Here is a 25933-nt window from a genome sequence, read left to right on the forward strand (position 1 = left end):
GTGAGCCGGGCGCCGCCCGAAGCATTCAGCTCCTGGTCGCCCCCGAAGCGCTGCCCGTCCTGCGATAAGCCAAACCGTCATAATCTCTGTGGCGCGGTACTAGGGCACATTGCTACATACATTAGCATCTCCTAGCGTTAGGCTCGTTGGTGGGGCAAGTGCGACCGAGGGGGTAAGTTGAACCAGCAGAACGCAGAACAAGCAGACGGCCTAGACCTGGATGCGGTTCTTTCGGCTCTTTGCCGGGACTATTCAAAATTAGGACCGAGGATACGGGAGCTACAGCACGAAGTGCTGTGCGAGTGCTCAGGCGTCAACCTTCGACTGCATTTCCCGGCATTCCGACAGGGCAAAACCACGGTTCACGAACTGGTGGAGCTGGCATGGCTTCACTTGACGCCTTTCGCGCTGACGCGAAAGGAAATCGATGCGGTGAGAGCGCTGCAGTCCACCCTGCCGTTCGACGACTTCCTGGTCAAAACCACTCAGCTCAATGACGCAGCCGCCAAACTTTTCATAAAGGCGCACAAGGCGACAAACCGGAATGGCGAGGCCGGCGAGCTACTGCTGTACCTGCTGACAGAATGGATTCTAGGCGCGCCCCAGGTCATTGCGAAGATGACCTTGAAAACGAATCCGCAGATGCCCGTTCACGGCGCGGACGGGGTCCATGTGCGCTACTGCCCTGAGACCGCGCGGCTCTTTCTCTACTGGGGAGAGTCGAAAATGTATGGCGACGTCGGCGCAGCCATCACGGCCGCCGCGAAATCGATCGCAAAATCCTTGAAGCCGGACGAGCTAGGTCACGAACTGCAGCTTGTTCAGCGAAATATCGATTTCACAGGGTTGGACGCCGACGGCAAGGAAGCCCTTCTGCGATATCTGGATCCGCATGAGGAAGAATATAACGAGCGCAAAGACGTCATCACCTGCCTGATCGGCTTCGATTTTGATGGCTTCCAGACGGCCAGCGCCGCTGGCGACCAAGGCGCCGAGGAAGCCTTCAGAACTCTGGCAAAGGAGCATCTTGAAGCAGTCGCTCCCAAGGTCGCCGCTGCGCTCAAGGCAGCTGGGCTGGATTCTCAGGATGTGGAACTTTTCTTCTTCCCGCTCCCAGCCGTGCAGGAATTTCGCGATCTCTTCCAGGCTCGGATTGGCTGGCTGCCATGATGCAGGAACTGGCTGACAAAGTTTGGGGGAATCCCGGATTCCACGACGCGGCGCACCGCATTGAGCTCGCATGGCTCACTAAAGAGATCGGCGGCGTCGATGACGGCCCCGCGGACATTACAGATGCCACGCGGTTGATGCGTTCAGCGGCCATCCTGGCTTGCTCGGAGACAGCAGATCATCGACGCGCCGCCTTCAGGGTGGCGACTTGTGCATACGATCTGTTTGGCACCGAACAGGTGCCCTTGGATCAGGCCCTGCGCGTCGTGCTCATGCGTCTGGGCAACTTCCCATCCATCGGCACGCGAGCAGACGTTGAGTCCGCACAGCCCAGCCTTCCCTTCGCGCTTGTCGCTGAAGAAATCGCGTCGGCCGATACGCATGAGGTGACGATAAACGGGCACACGGTGCTTCTGACAGACTTCCAGCAGAAGCTGTGGCTTAGCCTTATGCAGAGCCGCCGAATCGCGCTGGCCGCGCCCACATCGGCGGGGAAATCCTTTGTATTGCAGGGGTATCTATCGGCACTCTTCGACAACGACCGGGCAAAATCGGTTGTCTACATCGTCCCGACCCGTGCCTTGATCGCCCAGGTGGCGGAGGATCTGAAGGTTCAGTTCGAGGGAACGACACGCGATGTTCCCGACATTGTCACGGTGCCGGTCGACGCGGACACCACGCTTGCCGAGCGCGCCATCTATGTGATGACGCAAGAGAGGGTGCAACTCGCTCTCGGTGCCCATCCCGACTTCAGCGCCAGCGTCATCATCGTCGATGAAGCGCATTCGATCGCGGACGGATCGCGGGGTGTTCTGCTTCAATGGGTCGTCGACGATCTGCTCGTCCGCAATCCGACATCCCAGATCCTCTTCGCCAGTCCGGCAATCCGGAATCTGGATATCTTCGGCCGCCTGTTCGGTTTGGACGACATGATCGAGTTCTCGTCTGTAGAGCCGACCGTTGCCCAGAACTTCTTGGTCACCACCATCGAGTCAGCGACCAAGGGCAAACTTTCGATCAAGACCGCCGGGGACGGATCAAAGGCGCTACGGTCAGTCGCGACGCTGCGGCTGGATCGAACGGTCGCGAGCCGAATAGAGAAACTCGTCCATATCCCGGCGGAACTCGGGCGCGGACATTCGAACATCATCTATGCAAACGGCGCGGCGGAGGCCGAGAGCGTTGCGCTCCAACTGGCCGAGCTGATGTCTGATCGCGAGCCGACCGTCGCGCGCCTGGCTCTGTCGGACCTGGCTAAGGAAGCGGTCCACGCCAACTACGCGTTGGTTGAGTGCGTCAAGTACGGCGTCGCGTTTCACTATTCCAACATTCCCACCCAGCTTCGACGCGCAATTGAAGCGGCAGTATCGTCCGGTGAGGTCGACTTCCTCGTATGCACAAGCACGCTGCTGCAGGGCGTCAATCTGCCTGCGAAAAACATCTTCATGTTTGCTCCGGAGAAAGGTCGGACCAAGGCCCTGGAGTCGACCGACTTCTGGAACCTCGCCGGTCGCGCCGGCAGACTGAAACGAGAATTTCAAGGCAACATCTTCCTCATCGACTACGACAAATGGAAGAAGAAGCCGCTCGAAGGGCCAAAAGACTCGATCATCACTCCGGCGATCGAAACCAGCCTGAACGACCATCACGATCAGCTCATGACCGTCATCGCCGGCACGCCGAGCTCTGGCCGCAGCGATGAAACCGATCTCGAGACCACCTTCGTCCGCCTTTATACCGATTTCAAAGGCGGAGACCTCAGCCAGACATTTGAACGAGCAGGCATCGCTGCAGGCGATGCTCAGTCGGGCCTGCTAGAGGCCGCGCTCGCCGCCGCCAGTGAAAAACTCACCCTCCCAGCAACGGTCATCCGCCGGACTCCAAACATATCCGCACACAAACAACAGCGGCTCTACGACCGGATAAGCGCGAAAGTGGCTCAAGGCCCCGACGTCGCTCGGACCCTCATCCCCCTGCACCCCCGCGAGAGTGAAGCTTTCCAGTCCTACGCGGATGTCCTGGAGCTTTGCCACGAGATCATTCTCGGCATCGATACCTCTAAGAATCTGCATCGGTTTCACGCTCTGATCGCGCGACGCTGGATGCTCGGTCTGCCGCTTCCTCAGATCATCGACGAGCAAATTTCGCGAAATACGTCGAAGCCTGTTCGAACGACGATCAGAAACACCCTGGATTTGATCGAGGGCGACATCCGTTTCCAAGCCGTTCGGCTGTTTGGTTGCTATAGCGCCCTTCTTGTCTACGCCCTCGACAGCGCGGGGTTGGTGGACATGGTCTCGAGCATTCCCTCTTTGCCCCTTTACCTAGAGATCGGCGCATCCGACAAAACGATGATCAGCTTTATCTCGCTGGGCTTGTCGCGCGTCACCGCCATGAAGCTGAACGAAATGTCGGCGCGTAAGGACCTAGACAACGCCAGCGCGCTTCAATGGCTGCGTACGCGACCTTTGGAAACACTGGGGCTTTCCCCTCTCTTGCTCGCCGAAGTACGGGCGATTGCGACTACCTCTTCACCGAACTGAGCGGTCAGCTCTGACGAGGCGCTGTGATGCCGGCCAATCTCGGTCTCCAGCTGGGACGCCAGCCAAATCCTGTGGGGGTACATGCCGCTGCCGTATCTCCACGATCGCACGGGTGGTGAACCGCCAGCGGTTAACCCGCGGCGATGTCGGTCCCACGGACCTGCATCTCTACGCGCAAGCCAGCGGCTGCAGCCATGTTAACCAACGCGTCGAGTCCGAACAGATCGACTTTGCCGCGGGTGAGATCGGAAATCCGAGGTTGGGTCACGCCAAAGACTTTAGCGGCCTGAGTCTGGCTCAGATGTGCGCGAGAAATATGATCCTTGAGCGCCGACATTAGCTCCGAGCGTAGCTTTGCACTCTCGCTTATCGCAGAACTCGCTTCGACCGAGCCGGTACTCTCTGCGTCCCTCACCGGCTCTGCTGAGAATTCGCTATTCGCACCCATGTCCAGCGAGAATTGCTCGTGGGCGACACTGGCGATCTTCGCAGTAAGGCCGATCTTCTCTTCCGCCTTTGCGCGAGCATGATCCGACATAAAGTCGAGAAGACGCTCCAAGCCCCCATTGTCCGATACGGTTACAAAATCCTTGTTCTTGTTCACGAAGACCACGGACTTCTTCTTTTCTCGAAGAAGCTCGATGACATTGCTTAGCGTGCCTGTGCTTTTGCAATCCCAGACCATAAGGCCATAGTCGCTGTTACGCGCCATCTCCAGGTCTTTGGCGGTAAAATAGGCCCGCGTGCCAGCCTTCGCCTTCGAGACGACCCTGTGGACCGGCCATTCTGCGACATTGTTCCGGGGCGTATCGCCGGTGCAATACACAGTCACCTTTCCGGCTTGGTATCGCTGGAGGCATTCTTGAATTGAGGTGTCGGCGCCATCGGCATCTCCGACCACGACGTTGAAGTCTGAAGATACGATCTTGTTGATTCTATCCGCCACCTTCTCATGCAGGCGGCTTATTGAGATTGATCCGGCGATGAAGACAGTGGTCATGGCATTACTTCCATGTGATCGAAGCGGCGTAGATGTTGTTGATTTTCTTGTACGTGCGCAGCGTCTTGCAGACGGCGTCCATCGTGGCGCCCGTGTCGAAGAGGTCGTCAAGGACAAGCGCGTTCCAACACCCTTCGTTGGTGATAGACGGGTTGATGCTGAACCGTCCCTCCAACGCGGCGTCCTTCGCCTCGCGCCCGTGGAGATTCTTGAGCTGCGGGCTGCCTTCGGGCGCGGGCGCCTTGACGATGATGTCGTCGAACACCGGCGTTTTCGTCAGTTTACCGAGTTCGTTGGCGATCTCATTGACCGGCTGGCGTGCGCGAACCGTGGAGGCCGGCATTGGGATAATCAGGCCGATTTCGCCTAACAAAGGAAGCAACGATTGCTGCACTTGCGCTGCGAGCGCCTGCACCTGATTCCAATCGGCTCGATATTTAAGCTGGTATAGCGCCTCGCCGGGCGCTGAGCGCGTCGTGTCAAATCGAGGGTGGCCGTATTCGTCGTCGCCCAAGTAGACGCTCGACAGCGTATGCTTGTGGAGCGCGTAACCGAGATCCCAACTACCTTCGAGCTTTCGAACCTGAACCTGCATGATGAAGAGTGTTCCTTGCAGACCTCAAAACGCCAGGGAGGGGCCATCTCTTATATATAAAATCTTGTATGAGACGTAAGAGCCTCAGGGCGGGTCGTCAATGGCATCTGGACCTCACGGCGCTAACATTATCACGCGGAGGATTGACCATTTGCATAAGGTTGCATAATGTTGCCGTATGTCACAGAACGATGCCCCTGATTTCCTGACGCTTGCCGAGGCCGCCGAGTATGTTGGCGTCTCGAAGGATACGCTTCGACGGTGGGATGCCTCGGGCAAGCTCAAGCCTGTGCGCCGTCCAGGGAGCGGCTATCGCTTCTATCGCCGGCCTGACCTTGAGCCCTTCCGCCTTGAGTACCGGCGCGCCGAACAGGCTGCAGCCGATCCGGACCATATGTTTCAGACCCTGACCGCAGATATTGAGGCGAACCCTAAGATACGCGAGCCGCAACAGGGCGCCCACCGGGCAGTGCGGACCCACTTCGAAGCCTCGAACGAGCCGGTGATCCTGCAGATACCCGTCGGATGCGGAAAGACTGGCGTAATTGCGACGTTGCCCTTCGGCGTCGCCAAGGGGCGCGCGCTCGTCATCACACCGAACCTGACGATCCGGTCGGGTGTCGCGGAATCGCTCGACATCAGCAACCCGAAGAATTTCTGGCGGCGGACAGGGGCGCTCCACGATTTTTCCGCGGGGCCATTTCGCGCTGTTTTGGATGGGGTCGATGCCAATCTCCACGACTGCAACGCAAGCCAGTTCGTCGTGACCAACATTCACCAGTTGGCCAGCTCGGCCGATCGTTGGCTCCCGCAATTTCCGCCAAACTATTTCGACATGATTATGATCGACGAGGGCCACCACAACGTTGCGCCGAGCTGGGCGAAGGTCTTCGATCGCTTTCCGAACGCAAAGGTCGTCAGCCTGACGGCGACGCCGTTCCGGGGTGACGGAACGCGGCCAGTCGGCAAGGTGATCTATCGCTACCCGTTCACCCGGGCGATGGTGAAGGGGTACATCAAGCAGATCCACTCTCGGAACGTCGCGCCGTCAGAGCTGTCTTTCACCTACCGTGACGACACGAAGCGGCACACACTGGAAGAGGTGTTGGCCTTACGGGAACATGCCTGGTTCCGGCGGGGTGTCGCGTTGGCGCCCGAGTGCAATCGTCACATCGTCGACGCCAGCATCAAATACCTCCAGGAGCTGCGAGAGCGCAGCGGTTTCCATCACCAGATAATCGCCGTTGCCTGTTCCGTCGACCATGCCCGCCAAGTGCGAGGGCTGTACGATGAGCGGGGCCTAAAGGCGGCCGAAATCTATGGTGAGATGGATCGCGACAAGCAGGACGCCGTCCTTGCCGATCTGCGCAGCGGCAAGCTCGATTGCATCGTGCAGGTGCAGATGCTCGGCGAGGGCTTCGATCATCCGCCTCTGAGCGTCGCGGCCATCTTCCGGCCGTTCGCGAGCTTGTCGCCTTACATCCAATTCGTCGGGCGGGTGATGCGCGTCGTCCACGAGGCGAAGCCGGACCACCCGGACAACCACGCCTTCGTGGTCTCACATGTGGGCTTGAACACCGACGCTCATTGGGACGATTTTCGGGAGCTCGACTTCGACGACCAGGCGATGGTCAAGAAGTGGCTGGAGGCCGTTGACGAGAATGGCGATGGTGACGGCTCAGGAGAGCCCCGTCGCTTTGATATCGGGATGCTGGTCGATAACGAGATCGTCGGCTCATTCATCAATCGGTCGTTCCTTGACCCCGAAGACGATCGCGTCCTCGAAGAAATGCTGGACCATGAGATCGGCGCAGGCCTCCGCCTGCGCGACGTCATCGCGAAGGACAAGCTCCGGGAGACGCTGCGCCGAAAGCAGGCGGAGCTCTCCCAGGTCAGCAGCTCCGGCGACCTTCCGATACAGCCGCAGGCGCGGCGGGTTGGTGCACGCAAGCGGCTCTCCGAACGCACAGGCTCCGTCGTCGCCCGCATTCTCAAGGACCTGAAGCTCTCGCCCGCCGGTCGCGAGGTCGGCCAGCGAGATAAGACCGTCGCGGGGCGTGACAACCGGGCCGCCGTTACATCGCTGCTGAACAAGGCGATCAACGATCATCTCGGGATCAAGTCTGGGAGCCGGAAGGCACCCGACGCCGGCGACAATGAGGACGCATTGGCTGCGCTCGATATGCTGGGAGACAATGTGCGCGACGCCCTAACAGGATGCGGAAAAAGGCGCTTCACTTGAGCCTTCCGAAGTGATTCAAGACCCCTTCGACGATGTTGGAGGGTACGGGATGCGCGGCGGAGACCACCGGAGCGAGGGGCTGTTTTCCTACGTGAGCTGCGAGGCGCGGGTTCCGGCAGACCATCCGCTTCGGGCAATCCGTGCGATTGTCGATGAAGCGCTTGAGGTGCTGTCTGCGGATTTCGACGGGATGTATTCGCGCATTGGCCGGCCGTCGATCCCGCCCGAGAAACTCCTGCGCGCCTTGCTTCTGCAGGCCTTCTATACGATCCGTTCGGAACGCCAGCTGATGGAGCAGATGGACTACAACCTGCTCTTCCGCTGGTTCGTCGGCCTGGCGATGGATGCGCCGATCTGGGATGTGACGGTCTTCACCAAGAACCGCGAGAGACTGCTGGCCGGTGACATCGCCGCCAAGTTCCTGTCCGCGGTCGTGGCGCAGTCTCGCGTGCAGGCGCTGCTGTCGGACGATCATTTCTCAGTGGATGGCACTTTGATCGAAGCCTGGGCCAGCATGAAGAGTTTCAAGCCCAAGGAGAACGGCGCGCCCGAGGGTGACGACGGCGACAACGGTTCGGACACCGGGCGAAGTGGGCAGGCCAAGGCCAAGGGGCGCAATGCCGGGCGCGATTTCCGCGGCGAGAAGCGGACCAATGCCACCCACGCCTCGCGCACGGATCCCGATGCCCGACTGTTCAAGAAGGCACACGGCCAGGCAGCGAAACTCTGCCATATGGGCCATGTCCTCATGGAGAACCGCCATGGGCTCGTCGTCGATGCAACGCTCACCCATGCCACGGGCACGGCCGAACGGGAGGCAGCGCTGACCATGCTCGCTCGGATGAGGGGGCGCCATCGCATCACGCTGGCGGCGGACAAGAATTACGATACGGCCGGCTTCGTTGCCGCACTGCGCGAGATGGACGTCACCCCGCACGTGGCCCAGAACAACACCAATCGGCGCTCCGCCATCGATGGACGCACCACCCGGCATCCCGGTTACGCTGTTTCTCTGCGAATCCGGAAGAGGATCGAGGAGGTTTTTGGGTGGGCCAAGACCAGCGGCAACCTGCGCAAGACCCGTCATCGAGGGCAAGACCGCGTCGGTTGGACCTTCATGCTGACCGCCGCAGCCTACAATCTGGTCAGACTACCCAAGCTGCTCGCGACAGCATAGCCGTGCCTGGAATCCTCCCAAGGAAGCCTCCGGCGTGGCTCAAAGCCCTTCCAAGGCCAGCATTCCATGCCGGCGGGAGCACAACTGTCAGTGAAATCCTGCCATCAACCTGCCTGAAGGGGGATTTTTCCGCATCCTGCTAAAAGGGAAGAACGATGGCTAAAGTTAGGGACATTCTGATCGACGTGAGGATCGAGCAGGCGCAGCGCCAGCGCAAATGTCGAAGGAACAGCTCCCACGTCATCCCGAAGGGAGAGTGGTGTCTCGTTGTTCGAACCAACGCGACCAACGATGACTACAGCTACAGCCGAGACGCTGCGAAGCCCATGCTTGATGCGGCTTGGGCGAAGCTGAGGGCCATCTACGAAGGACTCGGACTGTCACCGCCTGAGAGCTAAAGGACGATGGAATGAGCGACGGATACAACTTTCAGCAGCTCAAGGCCGCGATTTTAGCGCTGAGCCGGGCCACCGATTGGGAAGTGGCTAAAAAGGAGTGGCGCCTCGTCGAGATTTCCGAAGCCGACGAGCCCGAGACCTGTCTGTGTGGCCATTTCCCGATCATCGAGTTGTGCTCCATCTCCAATGCTACGACCGGGAAATCGGTGGACGTCGGCAACGTCTGCGTGAAGCGGTTCCTCGGTTTCCGCTCCGATTTGATTTTTCAATCGCTAAAGCGGGTTCGAGCCGACCTGGACAGGGCGATTGGTCCGGATGCAACCGCGTTCTTCCACGAACGCCAAGTGATCACCGATTGGGAATACCAGTTCCAGCAGAGCACATTGCGGAAGCGCAATCTGTCTGAGCGGCAGTTGGCGACCAGGCGCTCCATAAATCGGAAGGTAATCGCGGCAGTAAGACGTCGCGGTCTTTCATAACGGACTTCGCGAGCACAAAGATGCTCTACACTAAGGAATTTGGCGCGCTTTAAATTGCGCGAGCACAGGCGTCATAAAGGGCGAAATTTACGCGAACGCTGGCCTCCGAACGCCCGCCTTGTCGATCTACTTATACAAAAAAGGAGCCGTTGCGGTCAGCCCAACGGCTTGAACATAGGAGAGAGGCCTTACGAGGCTGCGCGAATGCCCGGTTTCGGCGTAACCAGACGCTCCCAGTGGTCGCGGCGGACGGCAGCAACGTCCCCAAACTGGGTCCCTCGCCCAAACTCGCCCCTTGATGAACCAACGGCCGTTTTTAAGGAAAACGTCTGAGCGATCGAACGGCCGCTCTGTCGGCGGCAGCAGGCATGAACAATCATCAACGATTTGAGGCACGTGCCGCTCTCCCTCCACTTGCGCCTTCGGACGACAACCTTCATGAAAAGCGCATTAGATCAGGGGGAAGTCTATGCGGACGCTTTTGGTGGGTTTCATAGCGCTGGCCACGCCAGCCCCTCTGTTGGCGCAAGATGTTCTGCCCGGCGCAAGTGCGCAGGGGGATGTCTCGGTTACCATCTATAACAACGACGTGGCGCTGGTGCAGGATGTCAGGTCGCTGAATCTTGCGGAAGGACGTGTCCGCCAGAGCTTCCCGGACGTCAGCGCGCAGATCCAGCCTGAAACCGTCTCGCTTACCGTGCCCGACGCCTCAGTCGTGGAACAGAACTTCGATTATGATCTGCTCTCGCCCTCGAGCCTGATGGAAAAGGCCGTGGGCGAAACCATCATGCTCGTGCGTACCAATCCCGCCACCGGCGCGGAAACCCGCGAGCGGGCGCGCGTGCTGGCGGTGAATGGCGGGGTCGTTCTGGAAATTGATGGTCATGTCGAGGTTCTGCGTGACGACGGTCTGCCGGTTCGGGCTGTGTTCGACCGGGTGCCGGAATCGCTGCGCGCTCGGCCCACGCTTTCGGTCACGCTCGCGAGCGCCCGGTCGGGTCCGCGGCCGGCGACGCTGTCCTATCTCAGCAGCGGGCTGGGTTGGAGCGCCGACTACGTAGCGCTGTTCGATGACAAGAGCGGGAAGATCGACGTGCAGGGATGGGTGACGTTGCGCAACACCAGCGGCACCACTTTTGCTAACGCCCGGACTCTTCTGGTGGCCGGCGACGTCGGCAGCACCGGCGACGGCAATCAGTACATGCCCCAGCCACGCCGCATCACGCGTATACAGCCGGGGACGGAGGGCTCCGATCGGGAACAACTGGGCGACTTCTATCTTTATCCGCTCGCCCAGCGGACAACGATCGCCGACAAGCAGACGAAGCAGGTGAGCTTTCTCGATGCGAAGGGGGTCACGGCAAGCTCAGGCTATCGCTTCGAGAATGCGTGGCGCGGCACCGCGAACGAAGCACGCAGCGCGCAGAGCGTGCTGCGTTTTGCCAATTCGGGTGCGGGCGGCCTGGGCGACGCGCTGCCGGCCGGAATCGTGCGTGTCTACATCCGCGACGCGCGCGGCCAACCCCAGTTCACGGGTGAGAACCGGATCGAGCATACGCCGCAGGGCTCCTCCATCGCACTGCCCACCGGCGATGCCTTCGACGTCAAAGTTCAGCCCACAGCTGTCTCCCGAACGCGCTTGGGTGACAGCCGCTGGCGTACCCAGATGCGTTACCGTCTCACCAATGCGCGGTCACGGGCGGCGACGGTCGAGCTGGTCCAGAGCGGGCTGGCCTGGGCCGACACCCGGGTGGTTGAGGAAAGCCGCGCGAGCGAACGGCGCGATGCTGGCTCGGCAGTCTGGCAGGTGCCGGTGCCGGCAAACGGGGAAGCGGTGATCACTGCGACATTCGACACCCGCTACTAATGGCGCGCTGGCGGTCTCTGGCGGCCATGCTGTCGCTGCTGATTTCCGCTCCCCTTGCAGCGGCCGAACAACGGCCGGTTGTTTCCAAGGGCCCCGACCGGGTTTCCCTGACCGTCTATCGCGCGCCCAACGGCCGCGGCGCGATCAACCTGCGCCATCTTGGCGGCTTCGCGATGGTGACGGAGACGCGCAAGGTTCGCTTGCGGCGCGGCCGCGTCGAGTTGCACTTCGAAGGCGTGGCCGAAGGCATTATCCCGGTAAGCGCCGTGATCGAAGGGTTGCCGGGAGGTACGATCGAGAAGAACCGCGATGCCCGCCTGCTGTCGCCCGCTTCGCTCATCGACGGCACGCTGGGTAGGCAGGTGACGGTAACCCGCACCGACCGCGCGACAGGGCGCAAGGTCAGCGAGGAGGCTACGATCGTTGCGGGGCCGCAGCCCGGGGTCGTTCTGCGCACGGCGACGGGAGTGGAGGCGCTACGCTGTTCGGGCCTTCCTGAGATGCTCCAGTTCGGCGGCGTTCCGCCCGGCCTCTCGAGTAAGCCGGTGCTGAGCGTGATTACCGACAGCCCGAGCGCGCGGACGGTGACGGTACGGCTTAGCTATCTCGCCTCGGACTTCGACTGGCGTGCAAGCTACGTGGCCACGCAGGCGCGGGACGGTCGCACGCTCGACCTTTTCGCTTGGTTGACGCTGGCAAACGGTAATACCCAATCGTTCGCGAATGCGGAGGTCAATGCTGTCGCCGGGAGGCTCAACCGCGTGATCGGCCCCGCGGTGCAAGCGGCTGCCTCGGCGCTGCGCCTTGTCTGCTATCCACTCGGCACGACCACGTCCGATCTGCCCACCAGGGTGCGGCCCGAAATAGTGGTGACCGCATCGCGGGGCTTCATGCCGCCGCCGCCTCCAATGAACATCGTCTCGGCTGCTCCCCCCATGCCGATGGTTCCGGCACCGCCCGAGGATCTGGGCGACCTGAAACTTTACCGGGTGCCCGAGGCCGTCACCGTCAGCGCACTAGGGCAGAAGCAAGTGGCGCTGCTCGCACGTGCCGACGTGCCATTCGAGCGTCGCTACCGTCGTGCGGTATATGCAGGACAACAGCTTGATGCCGCCCCCACTGCGGTTGTCCTCGTGCTGCACAACAAGAGCGAGGATGGCCTGGGACTACCGCTCCCGGCCGGCAGTACCGCGCTCTACGCAGCGCGACGTGACGGCGGACGGCAACTTCTCGGCCGGGGCTCACTTCAGGACCGCGCAGAAGGTGAAACCTTCCGGATTGCGGCGGGCACCAGCACTCAGGTGAGCGTCACCCAAAAGACGACCGGCCCGCGGCAGGCACTCCTCAGCGTGACTAACGCCAATCGATTCCCCGTTCAGGTCGAGGTGCCCATTGGCAGCGCGGGCCAGAAAATCGAAGCAAAAGGCGACGTACTTGCTGCCGTGGACGGTGTGATCACTTGGACGCAGACGCTGGCACCCGGCGGAAATGCCGAGCTGCGCTACAGCTTTTGAGATCGGCTCCGGAAGCAACAAGCCGATTGCCCAACTACAAACCGATGCCGGCGATAACGGTGCAAATTCGATAGTGAACAACCGGCAGCTTTTGACGGCGCCTCACGAGCCTGTGAACGACCGGATTGTTGGCGGTTTCGCTTGCTCGGGGGAATGGCAGCAGCCGACCAAAGCCGGTCGTGCCCTCTGCACCGGTCACCGTCCGGTCTTGCCGAAAGCGGTCAATCATCCTAGCGAACCAAAACGGTCAATTGCCTGTGACCGGAATTCCAACACGCTTTGATCTATTCCCGCAAGCCTCGATCACACATTTGCGTAGCCAGCGGTGCGCCGGATCGCCGTCCAGCCGCGGGTGCCAGAGTAGCGAGATGGTGAACTCGGGTACGGGTAGCGGGATCGGAAAGGTGAACATGCCTTCGCGTAGGGCAGAGGTGTGCAACTCGGGCACCGTTGCGATCAGATCCGATCCGCGCGCCAGAGCCAGCGCGGCAGAAAAGCCGTCCACTGTGGTCATCACGTGGCGGGTCAGCCCAAGCGCTTCCATCAATTCGTTGATCCCAAGCAGATTGAGTCCGGGTCGCCAAGCGACCACGTGGTTCCAGGCGGCATAGTCTGCAGGCCCGACTTCGCCGCGCGCCAGCGGGTCGTCGCCGCGCACCGCACCAATGTAGCGATCGACGAACAAAGCCTGCGCCCGTACCTCCGGACCGGTGGTCCCTCCGATCACACCGGTCTCGAGATCCAGTGAACCGTCGCGAAGGCCTTCGCTGTCCTTATCGAGTTTGCGTACAAAGCGAAGCTGGACCCTCGGAGCTTCCTGCTGGACTCGCGCTATAAGCATCGGCCCAAACGTCTCGGCGATGCCGTCGCTGGTTCGCAGGACGAATGTTCGCTGGAGCGTCGCAAGCTCGAGCCGGTCGGCGGGACGCAGGAGTACATGCGCTTCCTCGACCAGATCATGCACCTTCTCCCGCATTTCGATTGCGCGCGATGTCGGCACAAGGCCGCGGCCGGCGCGAACCAGTAGCTGATCGCCGGTAACCGCACGAAGTCGTGCCAGTGCCCGGCTCATCGCGGAAGGGCTTAGCTGCAGCCGTTTGCCGGCGCGCACGACACTGCCTTCGGTCAGCAGAACGTCGAGTGTGTGGAGCAGATTCAGATCGAGGGTTGCCATGCCGTGTTCTCCAGCGCGTCTGTCATCTATATAGAGCGTCAAGCGCAATGATAATGTGCAATCGGTGCGTCTTTCGCCCTATCTGCCAAGGGCAGTAGAAATCCGCGTCATCACGAGACGAGGATTTTGCAACATGATGGGAACGGCGCTGGACATGTTCGTCGCGGCAGTGCGTGGCGATTGGGGACCGATCACCAGCGAATTGGTGGCGAAATGCCGCGCGCATCTCGATGCGCTCACGGCCACGGAACCGACCGCGGAATGGCTCGCCAGCCTGCTCGCCGAGCGCCCGGCCACCCGTGAACTGCATCGCGAACCAGACAGTTTCATGCTGCTGGCGCACGCCGAGCACATGGGTCTGTATCGGCCGCCGCACGATCATGGCAGGGCGTGGGTGGTCTATGCCGTGCAATCTGGCGCGCTGGAGATTGGCAGCTATGTTCGGGTGCCCAATGCGGGTGGTGACCGGCTGGTGCGGCGCGATACCGCCATCCTGCGGCCGGGCGAGGCACGCGCCTACCTACCGGGCGATATCCACGATACGCGTTGCCTGACAGAGGATGCTCTGGTTTTCCGCTTCACCGAACGCGATCTGCGACATGAAGATCAGATCGAGCGTAAGATCACCCGCTTTGTCGAGTGTGATGGCGCCTGGGTCGCGCCGCAGTCATGAACATACAGACTCGGCAGTGCGCGAGTATCGCGGCGGTAATGGCGGCGATGGCGCTGGTCGTACTCGACGCGGGGCTGGTCAATGTCGCACTGCCGGTGATGGCCGCATCGCTGCGCGTTACGCCCGCACAGGCAATCCTGACTGTCAGCGCCTATCAGACTGCGCTCGTCATAGGATTGCTGCCGAGTGCCCATGTCGCGGAGAAATTCGGGTACAAAAGGATGTTCTTGGCCGGTGTTAACCTGTTCAGCGCGGCTTCGATCCTGTGCGGCTTCGCACCTACGCTTGGCGTTCTGGTGGCCGCACGAATGCTGCAAGGGCTGGGCGGAGCGGCAATCATGGCTCTGGGGATAGCGCTGTTGCGCGTCGCACTTGGCAACGAACAGATCGGGCGAGCCATCGGCTGGAACGCGCTGAACGTCGCCATGTGTTCGGCCGCGGGGCCGATCGTTGGGGCCCTGATCCTGTCGATCGCACCTTGGCCCTGGTTATTCTTCACCAAGCTGCCGTTGATCGTCGTCGCGTTGACCACGTCTGTCGCGCTCCCCGAGGTTGCATCGAGCCGAAGCCGGATAGACCATGCCGGGATCACATTGCATGCCTCGATCGCAGGGCTGTTTCTCGCAGCAGCGGGGATAGCGCAAAGCGGATGGGCGGCGTTGGCCGCCAGCCTGGCAGTTGGTCTTGCTGTGTTGTTGATCCGGCGCGAGCGTGCGCGGGAAGCGCCGATCTGGCCGATTGACCTACTGGGCCAGCGCGCGTTTCGGGTCTCTGTGATGGCGTCGGTCTGCTGTTTCATCGCGCAATCGGCGGGCATGCTCGCATTTCCGCTCTATCTGCAGCTGGCGCTCGGCTATGGCCCGTTCGGTGCGAGTATCGTCATGATTTGCTGGCCATTGACCGTAGCCACGACCAGTTCGGTTGCCAACTGCCTTGCGGAGCAGCTTGGTTCGGCAAGGCTGTGCATTGCCGGCGGTTCGCTGCTCGGGCTGGGGCTGCTATTCTCGGCGCTATGGCCGGTCGGACAAAGTATCATTCCGCTCGCTATCGGCGCCGCGCTGAGCGGGCTGGGGTTTGGCCTGTTTCAAGTCCCCAACAATCGCACGATGTTCCTGAGCGCTCCGCCTGACCGGAGTGCAGCGGCGGGAGGAATGCAGGGCACTGCGCGCCTAATTGGGCAAACCACTGGCGCTCTTGCGATCGGACTGTTGCTGACCGGCGCCAGCGCCGCGGCCGCGCCGCGGCTGGGTCTCGCCCTGGGCGCCATCTTTGGCGTCATAGCTGCGCTGGTCAGTGCGATGGGGATCGCAGAGCACCATGAGCGGCCAGCCCAACCGCGAGGTTGATCTCGGTTTTCGGGGGATCAGACTGATTGCCGTAGTGAAGGACATTCGGTCGCAAGCCGTCGGTGAGACGTTTATCGACCGTCAAAAACCTGCAGCCCGCAACCGACCCAAGACCTGTCGTTCCACCGGTCGCCGGGGAATGGCAGGAAAGTCCCATTCCGGCCTATGGTACTGCCCGCATTTCGCGCCGCGCGGGGTCAGGCAACCGTGCCGAAAGAGTCAGTTTGCTCGCCTCCGCCAGCGTAGCGCGCAATCTGAGGCGAGGAGCATGTCGGCTGCCGAGCATCGAGGCGGTGCCGCTCAGACAGCGACAACCGCCGCCCGAATGATTCAGGCCACGAGCTGTGTCGCACTGGCCTTAAGACGCTCGACAGCGCCTTTCACAGTCACTTCCCCAGGTTCGAAAAGGAAGGGCATGGCGTCCAGCAGACGCGGCGTCTCGAAAATGCGGTTTTCCGCAAGGAATGCGAGGGCCAGTTCCCGCGCACGGCCGTAAGACCAAGTGCCGGTGCCGGCGATCTCCCGGAAGAAAAACTCTTCGCGGATACCGCCGATCCATTCCCACGGATCTGCTGGAACGACTTTGCCGGCGCCAATATGCCAGAGTGGCCGGTAATCGCGGGAAAAAGCGACCATCTCTCCCTTGGCACGCTTCCAATAGCCATAGGGGAGCCAAAGGACACTGGGCGCGAAATCTTCGGTCGCACCGCGCGGATAGATCACCTCCGACGAGGCGCAAGAACCGAAACCTGAATCGTAAAGCAGTTGGTCGTAGCCCTCCCTGCCCGGTTTAAGGTAGCCGACTTCCTTGCCGCGCAGCGCCTGAACCATGACAAGCGTACCGACCTTGCCTCTCGCCGCAGGCCCGAACAGACGCTCACGCCACAGCGAGGCGCGGAGTTGGAGGTTCTCTTCCAGGGTAAAAGTGAACAGCCTCGCCCTGGACAGGGCATATTGTGCCTCACCCAGCGAGACATCGAGAGCGTCGACCACCGACAGCACGAGCGCTTTGGCGCGATCAGGCGTGACAGGATCGTGGCTCGATGGTCCACCGCTGGATCTGTGAAGCTCGTGCCAATCCCGATAGCCTGCGGCCTTAGCTATGGCCTCTTGCGCCGCCGACAAGCGCACATGGCCTGTACGGCGTGCAAGCAATTTCGCGGCACTGAGCGGCCGACTGCCATTGTTGAAATTTATACGCATTGAACCGATTCCAGCGGTGCATATCGAGACGTGTCCACTAGGCCCGCGCGCACCTGGAAAAGGTCTTCAAACGCGTTGGTCGTCTCCTGCCCGTGGGCTACGCCAATGTGGACGGCATGGCCGGATCAGCCATGACCTTATTGCCGTGGACTCCGGCAAATGGCAACCGCCGCCGTCAAATTTCAATCGTGCCGACATACTGTCCGGCCTCATCGCCGATGGCGTACGACCGATCAGCGACACTGGTTTTGCTGATCGCTTTGCGGCAAACTGCCTCGATGCGCGATGCCTTGATGGAACAAGCCGAAAAACTGGTCGATGCGGCCTGGGACGCAATTGAAGAGGACGACACGGCATTGGCGAGCGCGAGCGCACACGAGGCGCTGTCGCTGAACCCGGCAGCGCTCGACGCTTGGGTGGTCCTTGCGCACCTGACGGAAACGCCCTCGGTGCGGATCGCGCTGCTGCGCGAAGCCGTCGCCCAGGGTAAGCGATCGCTCGCGGCGCAGCTGAAGGCCTATCGACAAACCAGTTTCTGGCTCACGATGGGCACGCGGCCTTATATGCGCGCCGTCCATTCCCTTGCCGTCGAACTTTGGGACCGCGACATCGGCGGTGATCGTGCTCAGGCGGTCGAAAATGTTCGGCACCTGCTCAGGATCAACCCCAACGACAATCAGGGCGTGCGTTTCCTGGCCTATACCTGGCTTCCGCTGACAGGAGCGTGGAACGAACTGACACGGCTGCTGCGCCGCTATCGCGACGAAATCCGTACCGAAACCCGCTACAGCCTGGCGCTCGACGCTTTCCGCCGAAAGGACGCAGCGGCCGACACCGCTCTGGCGGCCGCGTTGGAAACCAACCCGCACGTTCCGGCCTTCCTGCTTGCCCGGCGCGCACCGTTCCCGCTCAAGCCCGAGACGGTGACGTACCGGTCCGAAGCCGAGGCGCAGACCTACGCCGCTGTTGCATTTCCGGTCTGGCGCCTCGTGCCCGGGGCGACCAAGTGGCTGAACGACGTCCTGCGAGGCAAGCCACTTTCCAAGAGCTGATCGCCAGTCCTGGCGCATGGCGTGTCCCCTCAAGGGCTGGTGTCAGAGACCCGAATATCCCGTGTTGCGGCCGGGACGATTTCGTCTCCATCCGCCAAAGCAAGGATGACGCGTCGCCGCAATAATGGTAGGTCCAGTTTCGCTGCAGGCCAGTTCCTGACAGAAGAACAACTATCCAGATCGGGGCACCACGGCACTCATCACGACGCCGTATAACGGCCTTGCCAGGGGGCGTGATGACCGAGCCTATTGATGACATTCTTGCGTGGTCGGCGAAGCTGTCGCCATGGCGGCAGGACTGTCTGCGGCGCCTCGCCCTTGCAGACGAACTCGTCGAGCAGGACCTCACAGACCTTCTGATCATGGTGAAGGCGGCTGCCGGCCTGCCCGGCGACATAGCGCCCATGACGCCCGTGCCGTTCGAGAAGGCGCACTTTGGCGGCGGCGCGAAACATTCCGTCGTGATCAAGGGGATTGCCAACGTCGAGAACATCAATCGCCTGATCCCCAAGGCAGGCTTGAGCTTCTGCCCGAACAACCTGACCGTCATCTACGGCCGGAATGGAAGCGGCAAAAGCGGGTTCGTGCGGATATTGCGTACGGCGTGCCGGACCCGGATCGAAAATGCCGCGAAATTGCGGGTCCTGGCCGACGTCTATGGGGGTGGATCGGGTCCCCAATCCGCCGACATCGTCGTCGATGTAAACGGCGTGGAGACGACCGTCACCTGGACGCCTGGCATGACCGCGGATCCAGCGTTGATGCATATATCGGTCTTCGATAGCGCATCTGCGCAGCTCTATGTCGATGGCGGCAACCAGATCCGCTTCCTCCCCTTCGGCCTGGCGCTTCCCCACCGGCTCAACGGTGTCGCGCTCACCTTGAAGGAGAGGCTGGAAGCCGAACGGGCCAAGGTGGTGGGCGACAAGGTCGCTCTCACCAACCTCGTCTTCAATCCCGTTCGCGAAACTGCCGCCCAGAAGTTCGCACGCGCCATCACGAAGGCCACGACGGTCGAGGCGATCGAGGCAGGGGCCGACTTTTCCGCCGAGGATGATGCCCGCCTGGCCGAGGTGAGCCGAGTTCTGGCAGCCGGAGCCGCAGCGGTTGCGGATATCTCCGCGCTTGCAGCCTGGTCGTCGGCCCTCACGAAGGAGGTGGAAACGGCTTTATCGAGCCTCGATAACGACAAGCTGCAGACAATGTCAGCGTTGAAGTCCACGGCGCTGTCCGCCCGAGAAGCAGCGAACCTATCCGCCGCGACCCTTTTTACGGACGATCCTTTGCCAGGTGTCGGAAGCGCTACATGGCGAGTAATGTGGAAGGCTGCCCGAGATTTCTCCGTAACCGAGGCATATAAGGGATCGGAGTTTCCCGTGATCGCGCTCGATGACGCAGCAGCATCCTGTGTGCTGTGCCAGCAGCCGCTGGGATCCGCCGCCGCGGATCGCATGGCACGCTTCCAGGACTATATGGACGATGCGCTCGGCACTGCAGCGACTGCCGCCGAGAAAGCGGTGGCCGAAGCACAGACCGGCCTGCCGGAGTTCAAGCTCTTCCAGACCGCCGACCTTGCCGACCGGATCGAGCAGGTACGGCAGCGTAACGCCTCTCTCGCCGACGACCTGCTTGCGTTCGCTGCGGCCCTCACCGCTCGGCGCTCTGCCGCGGTCGCCAGGCTGGCCGGCGAGGAGGTTGCGCAACCGCCGGCGTTTGCCTCGCCCGTCCTGGCCCTTACCGCGCTGACGGAAAACCTCACCACCGAGAGGGATACCCTGACGAAAGCCGCGGACAGCGATGAACGTACCAAGCTCGTGCAGGAAAAGGCCGAGCTGGAGGATCTCAAGATCCTGTCGACGCATCGCACAAAGCTGCTCACGCGGCGATCCCTCCTCATATTGGATGCCGCCTACGCGGCCGCACTAACGGAGGTGCAGACAACCGGCACCACCAAGCGCGCGAACGAACTCGTCGACGCCCATCTCACGACAGCGGTGGTCGACCGCTTCGCCGCAGAGCGCGAGAACTTCGAAATCAGCCATCTGAAGATCGGCCTGACCCGCAAGAGCGGTCAGACCAAGGCTGCCTTCGACGTCGATCCGCAAACCAAGCTGACGAAAGTAACGTCGGAAATCCTGAGCGAGGGCGAGCAGCGGGCGCTGGCATTGGCCGGGTTCCTGACCGAGGTCGCGCTGACCGAAGGCTCGGCCGCCATCGTTGTTGACGACCCTGTGTCTTCGCTCGATCGCGAACGCTGCCTGCTTGTAGCCCAGCGCCTCGCCGAAGAGAGCAAGCACCGCCAGGTCATCGTGTTCACCCACGATATCATCTTCTTCAACGAGCTATGCCGCGAAGCCGACGGGGTGGGCATCGATCCGGTCACCGTCGCGCTCTTCAGCGACAAGAAGGTTGCCGGCCAGATCGACGCGGGCGGCGTCAGCTGGAAAGGCGCCAAGGTGAACAAGCGCATCGGAAGGATCAAGGACGCCTTTGCGCCGCTTCCCAAGCTGCATCAGTCCAGTCCTGCCGCCTATGAGATGTCGGTCAAGAACCTCTATGGGAGGCTGCGCGACACCTATGAACGGATCGTCGAGGAAATCATCTTCTGCGAGATCGTTCAACGCGGTGTGGACGTCGTCCAGACGCAAAAGCTGCGGATGGTTCATCTGTCGCACCCTCTGGCCATTCGCTTTCACGAAGGAATGACTAAGGCCAATACGCACAGCCATGACAATCCGGCTTCCGATACCGTGGCCGTGCCAGCACCTTCAGATTTTCTAGCGGACATCGCTTTCGTCGAGGACCTGATCAAGGATTTGAAGGCGGAGAGCCAGGCCGCGGAGGCCGCACGGCCGCAGATGAAGGTGAAGGGCTGAAGGCGATGGCGAAAGGAGTTTCACTCTCCAACGGCCGCAATTGGTCCTCGCAGAAGGGAGCGACCGCACACTTCCGGGAAATCCGCGATCGGTATGAAGACCATGTCCCGATCGACAGCGGGCAGGATCATGAAGATCTTCTCGCGCTCCTCGAGCGCTATGATGCCGCACATGACGATGAGGATTCCAAGATCGGCGTCGGCGTCGATTTCCTCGAGGTTCGGACCAATTATGGATCCGGCGGGCCGACCCGAGGCTTCTGGGTTCACCGGATCGACGGCACGACAACCGACTTTAGCTTTCCCTGGGCCATCCGCGGCGTACCCAAGCCTCAGTCCCAGGAATTTGCCGACGCCTGCAGGGCAGCTGTCGATCAGGAATTGAAGGCCGCGAAACGCCGGTTCTTCGACACCCACGCCGATGCCGAGGGCTTCGTCCCGTGCGAGCTAACGAATGCGCCGATGTCATTTGACACCTCGCACGTGGATCATGCCCATCCGTCGTTTGGCGCACTCGTCATCACCTTCCGGGCTGCCCGCGGATGGCATCAGGACATTCCGCCCGGGACTTTGACAAAGCCATCGGACAACCAGCTCACTACCACATTCATCGATCCCGCCGTGGCCGAAACGTTCAGAGCCTTTCACCGCGGCGCTGCGACGCTTCGCGTCATTGCCCCGGGCGCGAATCTGGCGCGCGCCGCGGGGCAAAGGCGGCCAAAGATCGCCCGGCCTGTTATCCTCGGCGGTTAATCCAGAATTGCGCGTCGCGTCCCGCGATCCGATGGCCTACCCCAACGTCACCCGGTTGCCGGGGACATGGCGGAAGGCACGATCCCGGCAGGTAAGAAGGATGACCTGCATCCGTGTTGCCGCGTCGCTGAGGATCTCGACCATCGCATCCAGGCGGCCATCATCGGAATAGACCAGTGGGTCGTCCAGGACGAGCGAGACCGGACGCCCCTGCTCCAGCAGCATGTCAGCGAACGCAATGCGCGTAAGCACGGCCAGCTGCTCCTGCGTCCCGCGCGAGAGGCTCTCGCAACTCTCGGCGATGCCGCCCCGTGTGACGCTGACAAGGGCGAGGTCCTCGGAAAATGCGAGCTCGCAACCGGGCAATAGCCGTTCGATATGACGCTTCGCCCGTTTCGCGACCGGCCCGACAAAGCGGGCCGATGTCTCATTATGAGCCTCGTCAAGCGTCTCACGCAGAAGCTTCAAGGTATCCGCGTCCATCGTCACGCGTTCAAGAGTGGCGCGTGCGGCCTCGACCTCCTCGCATGCCGCGGCCGCTCGGTCGGCAAGCCCCGCCCCGCCCTCTATCTCGATCGTGTTTTCGTGCCTGGCGATATCCGTCAGCAGCTTGTTGCGCGTTTCCCCGGCCGTCCGGTTTCGGGCGTCGATGACATCGATCTTCCTGGCTATGGCTGCCGGGTCATGCGCGGTCGCGTTGCGCTCGGCTTCGTCCAGTTTCACGGCACATTCTGCTGCGCGCTCCCGGGCCGGTCGCAGATCGGTTTCAAGCGTCGCATATTCGGGGCGCGCTTCGATCGCCTCGATCTGGCTCCGACCATTCACCAGATCGCTGTTCGCTCCCGCCTCCTGCGTGGCTAGCGGTGCGTCCTCTTCCTCGATCCGCCGAAGACCATCGAGGGCACTTTCATGAATGCCTTCAGCCTTCGCCAGGGCGTCCTCGGCACTTTCGAGGGCACTTGTCAGCGCCCACATATCCGGCAGTTCACCTTCCGGATCGTCCCCGCCATTGCCGAGCGACGAGACATAGAGCTTGAGCGCCTCAGGACCCGCCGCGAGTTCGATGACCGGATCGGCGGGGGTGACGGCCGTTATGCGTGCATCCAGGGTCCGAACCTCAGCGGCCGCGTCGCGCGCGGCATCGTTGCGAACGCGAGCGGCAGCCACATCCTCGATGTCGAGTTCTTCCAAGGCGGCAGCGAGCCTGCGCTTCGCTGCGGCCAAGGTCTCGTCTGCGCTCTGAGCCGTGCCCGGCGGTGTTACCGTCAATTCCGCATCACCAAATCGGAACTTTGTCGCCCGCGTCAGCGTGCGCTCTCCTTCGGTAATCGGCGCGCCATCTATCAGGATCGCCTCCGTCGGGCCTGAGAAAGCGATACGTGTCGCACCCGCCGCCACTACGGCACCCGCTTCAGCGACCACGCGTTCGAATGCCTCGAGCGCCGCGACCGTCTTTGCCGGAATCGCCGTCTCGGAAACTACCCTGGCTTCGCGATACAGGCGCTCCAGATCAAGCAGCTCGCCGTGACGCTTGCGCGCCTCCGCATTCGCCGCGGCCCTGCGATGCTTATCAATCAGCTTTTCACCAGCCCCCAGGCCCGCCCTGGCGTCCCGCCGGCCGTCACGGGCGCCTTCGAGCGCCGAGCGCGCGTCAGCCAGCCGCAGACGTGCCGCGGCCAGCCGTTCCCCTACGTCTCTGCGGCGATCTCTCGCCTCATCAACTGCCTGCTGAGCTGTCAGGGTCGCATCCGTCGCGGCGACATGTCTTCGCTGCAACTCCTCCAGAGCATGGACCTTGCCACTGGCAGCCTCATGCTCGGCGCGGCGTGTAGCGAGCATCTGAACCGCTGCACGCGCGATCTCGAGCGAGGACACCAGCGCCTGCCGGGCCTCGCGATCGGTCTCATCGGCGATTTCGCGATCAATGACCTTCAGCTTCGTGCGGGCAGCCTCCAGTTCGGTGAAAGTCTTCTCAAGGGTTGCCAGCCGCTGGGACGCCTCCCGAGACGCTGCCTCCGCCGCATCGAGCCGATCCCGGGCTTCCGTCTGGCGCCCCTTCTTCTGCCCGGTGGGTGTCCAATAGGCACCATATTGATCTTCAACCCTGGCGCGCACTTTCTTGTACGCCGGACCGCCCATGATCGAGCCCACTTCGGCCTCGAGCGTCGCCGTCACGCTATCCCGGACAATCTGGCCTGGCGCGGAAACGGCCAGCGCCTCGGTTTGCGCAACCCACAAGAGGCCCAGGGCTCCATAGCTGCCGATATCACCGCCCCGGCTGCTGTCCTTCACCGCTCCGAGCAGCGTGTTGAGGCGCGCCTCGGCCTCCTCTCCCTGGGCACGGCCCTGCGGACCGGTTAGCTCGACCCCGGCGCTTCGCAGAAACCGCTTCGAAACGGACCAGGAGGCACCGCCCGCCTCGAACGCCACTTCGACCCTGGGTCCGATGGCCTCGCCATGCGGCGCATAGGACTGGGCGAGCTGGTTCTTCGTGTTGTGCCGGACGAAGAAGGCGGCGCGCAGCGCTTCAAGAAGCGTCGATTTGCCGGTCTCATTGTCCTCGATGATGATGTTGAGGCCGTCGGTCAGCCCTTCGAGTACAACCGGTGTGCGGAATTTCCTGAAGCCATCGAGCGCGATCCGGCGGAGACGGAGGCTCATGCCCGATCCTCCCGGCTATATTCCACGAAGAGGCGTTCGAGGGCTCGCTTCGCGATAGCCGCATCCGGCCCCGCGCCATCGATCCGCGCATTGAGTTTCGCGGCCGCCGCACCAAGCACCCCCTCCACGGCCAGCGCCGCGAGATCCTCATCCCCAGGCCGGCCGACAAGGTCGTCCGATCGAACGTCGAGATAACGCAAACGATGCGCAAGATCGTCCTCGAGATGCCTCAGCATGGACACGCGATCACTCAGACCGGTGATGCCGGCGAGGGTCAGTTGCACCAGCGTTGCCGATGGGTCGATACTGGCCAACAGGCGAGCACACTCGGCATCGAACACCGCGCGATCGTTGACCAGCCAGTCGCGCAAAACCCACTGGAATCGTCCTGTGCGCAAGGGGGTAACCGTCGGTTCCCGCCCTGCTTCCAGATCGACAAGCAGGGCGCTGCCGGGCTCGTCTCGCTGAAAACGGTCTGTCTCGGGAGTGCCGGCGTACCAGGTGCGCCCATCCACCTTGAGAACGCCGTGCCAGTCGCCAAGGGCCAGATAATCGAGATTGGACCGGCGCGCCCGGTCGGGGGCGATCTGGTTCTTCGTCTCACCCTGGCTTCCGAAGTCACGGATCGAGCCATGTGCCAATCCAATACGCAGCGTGGCGCCGGGTGTCTCCATGCTGTCGAACTGTTCGGTCGGATCTTCAAGGTTGTGGCGGTGGACGAGCGGCGCCGGCAACAGCCATACACCTGTCTCGATTTCGTGCGGGGCCGCCTCGGAGAGGATGACGATCCCCTTCCCAGCCCGCTGCCGCACGCGATCCCATAGCCCCCCATTACGCGCGAAGTCGTGGTTGCCGGGCAGCAGCCACCACTTTAGCGGATAGCGGAGCATGCGAGAGACCGCCTGGACGATAGTCCGATCCGGAGGGCCTTCCGTGTCGAAGATGTCGCCGGCAACGACGACATGGCCGACGCCGTGCTCCAGGCCCGCCTTGCCAAGCGCATCGATCGCGTCGAAGCGCGCCTCGCTCAGCGCAGATCGAACATCGGGCTCAAATCGTCCGTAAGGTTTGCCGAGCTGCCAGTCGGCCGAGTGCAGAAACTTCATGCCCGCACTATAAGCAAACAAGGACGGCAAATCACGATAGAAGGTGATCGCGCGGCTGCGGAGATCTTTGAAAAAGTGCGTGCCGCAAGTCTGTGGTTGTGCCTG

Annotated in this window: 19 protein-coding genes; 13 read left to right on the plus strand and 6 right to left on the minus strand. The window is 61.9% G+C overall.

Annotation, left to right across the window (positions count from 1 at the left end):
* Positions 1-177 precede the first annotated feature (177 nt).
* The gene (locus IEX32_RS13635; protein ID WP_188772097.1) at positions 178-1170 is read left to right on the plus strand and encodes a HamA C-terminal domain-containing protein; all 993 of its coding nucleotides are present in this window, start codon (positions 178-180) and stop codon (positions 1168-1170) included.
* The gene (locus IEX32_RS13640; RefSeq protein WP_188772098.1) at positions 1167-3713 is read left to right on the plus strand and encodes a DEAD/DEAH box helicase; all 2547 of its coding nucleotides are present in this window, start codon (positions 1167-1169) and stop codon (positions 3711-3713) included. Before IEX32_RS13635 ends, IEX32_RS13640 begins: the two co-directional genes overlap by 4 nt.
* A gap of 130 nt (positions 3714-3843) precedes the next feature.
* On the opposite strand, the gene IEX32_RS13645 is transcribed toward IEX32_RS13640, so the two are convergent.
* Together IEX32_RS13645 and IEX32_RS13650 are read right to left on the minus strand one after the other, a co-directional pair.
* Positions 3844-4713 carry a helix-turn-helix domain-containing protein gene (locus IEX32_RS13645; RefSeq protein ID WP_188772099.1) on the minus strand — a complete coding sequence of 290 codons (870 nt, stop codon included), beginning with the start codon at positions 4711-4713 and terminating at the stop codon, positions 3844-3846.
* A gap of 4 nt (positions 4714-4717) precedes the next feature.
* Positions 4718-5308: a ComF family protein gene (locus IEX32_RS13650; RefSeq protein WP_188772100.1), complete on the minus strand. Its 591-nt coding sequence runs from the start codon at positions 5306-5308 to the stop codon at positions 4718-4720.
* Positions 5309-5486: 178 nt separating this feature from the next.
* Here IEX32_RS13650 and IEX32_RS13655 point away from each other — a divergent pair, with 178 nt between their 5' ends.
* The 6 genes from IEX32_RS13655 (at position 5487) to IEX32_RS13680 (ending at position 12985) form a co-directional block, all read left to right on the plus strand.
* A complete protein-coding gene (locus IEX32_RS13655) occupies positions 5487-7550 on the plus strand; it encodes a DEAD/DEAH box helicase (RefSeq protein ID WP_188772101.1) in 2064 nt (687 codons plus the stop codon).
* Positions 7551-7599: 49 nt separating this feature from the next.
* Positions 7600-8727 (plus strand): IS5 family transposase, encoded by a 1128-nt coding sequence (locus IEX32_RS13660; RefSeq protein WP_188772102.1) that lies wholly within the window; start codon positions 7600-7602, stop codon positions 8725-8727.
* A 155-nt stretch (positions 8728-8882) separates the two neighbouring features.
* Entirely contained in the window at positions 8883-9125 is a 243-nt protein-coding gene (locus IEX32_RS13665; RefSeq protein WP_188772103.1) for a hypothetical protein, read from the plus strand.
* 11 nt (positions 9126-9136) lie between these two features.
* Entirely contained in the window at positions 9137-9604 is a 468-nt protein-coding gene (locus tag IEX32_RS13670) for a hypothetical protein (RefSeq protein ID WP_188772104.1), read from the plus strand.
* A 469-nt stretch (positions 9605-10073) separates the two neighbouring features.
* Positions 10074-11471, plus strand: coding sequence for a DUF4139 domain-containing protein (locus IEX32_RS13675; protein ID WP_188772105.1), 1398 nt, complete (start codon positions 10074-10076; stop codon positions 11469-11471).
* Positions 11471-12985 (plus strand): DUF4139 domain-containing protein, encoded by a 1515-nt coding sequence (locus IEX32_RS13680; RefSeq protein WP_188772106.1) that lies wholly within the window; start codon positions 11471-11473, stop codon positions 12983-12985. The genes IEX32_RS13675 and IEX32_RS13680 overlap by 1 nt, the downstream gene beginning before the upstream one ends.
* Before the next feature lie 247 nt (positions 12986-13232).
* Here IEX32_RS13680 and IEX32_RS13685 read toward each other — a convergent pair whose 3' ends face one another.
* The gene (locus IEX32_RS13685) at positions 13233-14159 is read right to left on the minus strand and encodes a LysR family transcriptional regulator (protein ID WP_188772107.1); all 927 of its coding nucleotides are present in this window, start codon (positions 14157-14159) and stop codon (positions 13233-13235) included.
* 133 nt (positions 14160-14292) lie between these two features.
* Here IEX32_RS13685 and IEX32_RS13690 point away from each other — a divergent pair, with 133 nt between their 5' ends.
* Together IEX32_RS13690 and IEX32_RS13695 are read left to right on the plus strand one after the other, a co-directional pair.
* Positions 14293-14832, plus strand: coding sequence for a cupin domain-containing protein (locus tag IEX32_RS13690; RefSeq protein ID WP_188772108.1), 540 nt, complete (start codon positions 14293-14295; stop codon positions 14830-14832).
* A gap of 38 nt (positions 14833-14870) precedes the next feature.
* A complete protein-coding gene (locus tag IEX32_RS13695) occupies positions 14871-16178 on the plus strand; it encodes an MFS transporter (RefSeq protein WP_229736369.1) in 1308 nt (435 codons plus the stop codon).
* 330 nt (positions 16179-16508) lie between these two features.
* Here the strand turns inward: IEX32_RS13695 and IEX32_RS13700 are convergent, their stop codons facing one another.
* On the minus strand, positions 16509-17381 hold the full coding sequence (locus IEX32_RS13700) for a hypothetical protein (RefSeq protein ID WP_188772110.1): 873 nt from the start codon (positions 17379-17381) through the stop codon (positions 16509-16511).
* Between the two features lie 92 nt (positions 17382-17473).
* On the opposite strand from IEX32_RS13700, the gene IEX32_RS13705 reads away from it, so the two are divergent.
* The 3 genes from IEX32_RS13705 to IEX32_RS13715 all read left to right on the plus strand — a co-directional run bounded on the left by IEX32_RS13705 (position 17474) and on the right by IEX32_RS13715 (position 22061).
* Positions 17474-18433, plus strand: a complete 960-nt coding sequence (locus tag IEX32_RS13705; protein ID WP_188772111.1) for a hypothetical protein — start codon at positions 17474-17476, stop codon at positions 18431-18433.
* A 236-nt stretch (positions 18434-18669) separates the two neighbouring features.
* Positions 18670-21309, plus strand: coding sequence for an AAA family ATPase (locus IEX32_RS13710; protein WP_188772112.1), 2640 nt, complete (start codon positions 18670-18672; stop codon positions 21307-21309).
* Between the two features lie 5 nt (positions 21310-21314).
* Positions 21315-22061: a DCL family protein gene (locus tag IEX32_RS13715; protein WP_188772113.1), complete on the plus strand. Its 747-nt coding sequence runs from the start codon at positions 21315-21317 to the stop codon at positions 22059-22061.
* Between the two features lie 36 nt (positions 22062-22097).
* On the opposite strand, the gene IEX32_RS13720 is transcribed toward IEX32_RS13715, so the two are convergent.
* Both IEX32_RS13720 and IEX32_RS13725 read right to left on the minus strand, forming a co-directional pair.
* A complete protein-coding gene (locus IEX32_RS13720; protein ID WP_188772114.1) occupies positions 22098-24722 on the minus strand; it encodes an AAA family ATPase in 2625 nt (874 codons plus the stop codon).
* Positions 24719-25828, minus strand: a complete 1110-nt coding sequence (locus tag IEX32_RS13725) for a metallophosphoesterase family protein (RefSeq protein ID WP_188772115.1) — start codon at positions 25826-25828, stop codon at positions 24719-24721. The genes IEX32_RS13720 and IEX32_RS13725 overlap by 4 nt, the downstream gene beginning before the upstream one ends.
* Between the last annotated feature and the right edge of the window lie 105 nt (positions 25829-25933).

Source organism: Novosphingobium endophyticum (genome assembly GCF_014640675.1).
Taxonomy (GTDB): Bacteria; Pseudomonadota; Alphaproteobacteria; order Sphingomonadales; family Sphingomonadaceae; genus Novosphingobium; species Novosphingobium endophyticum.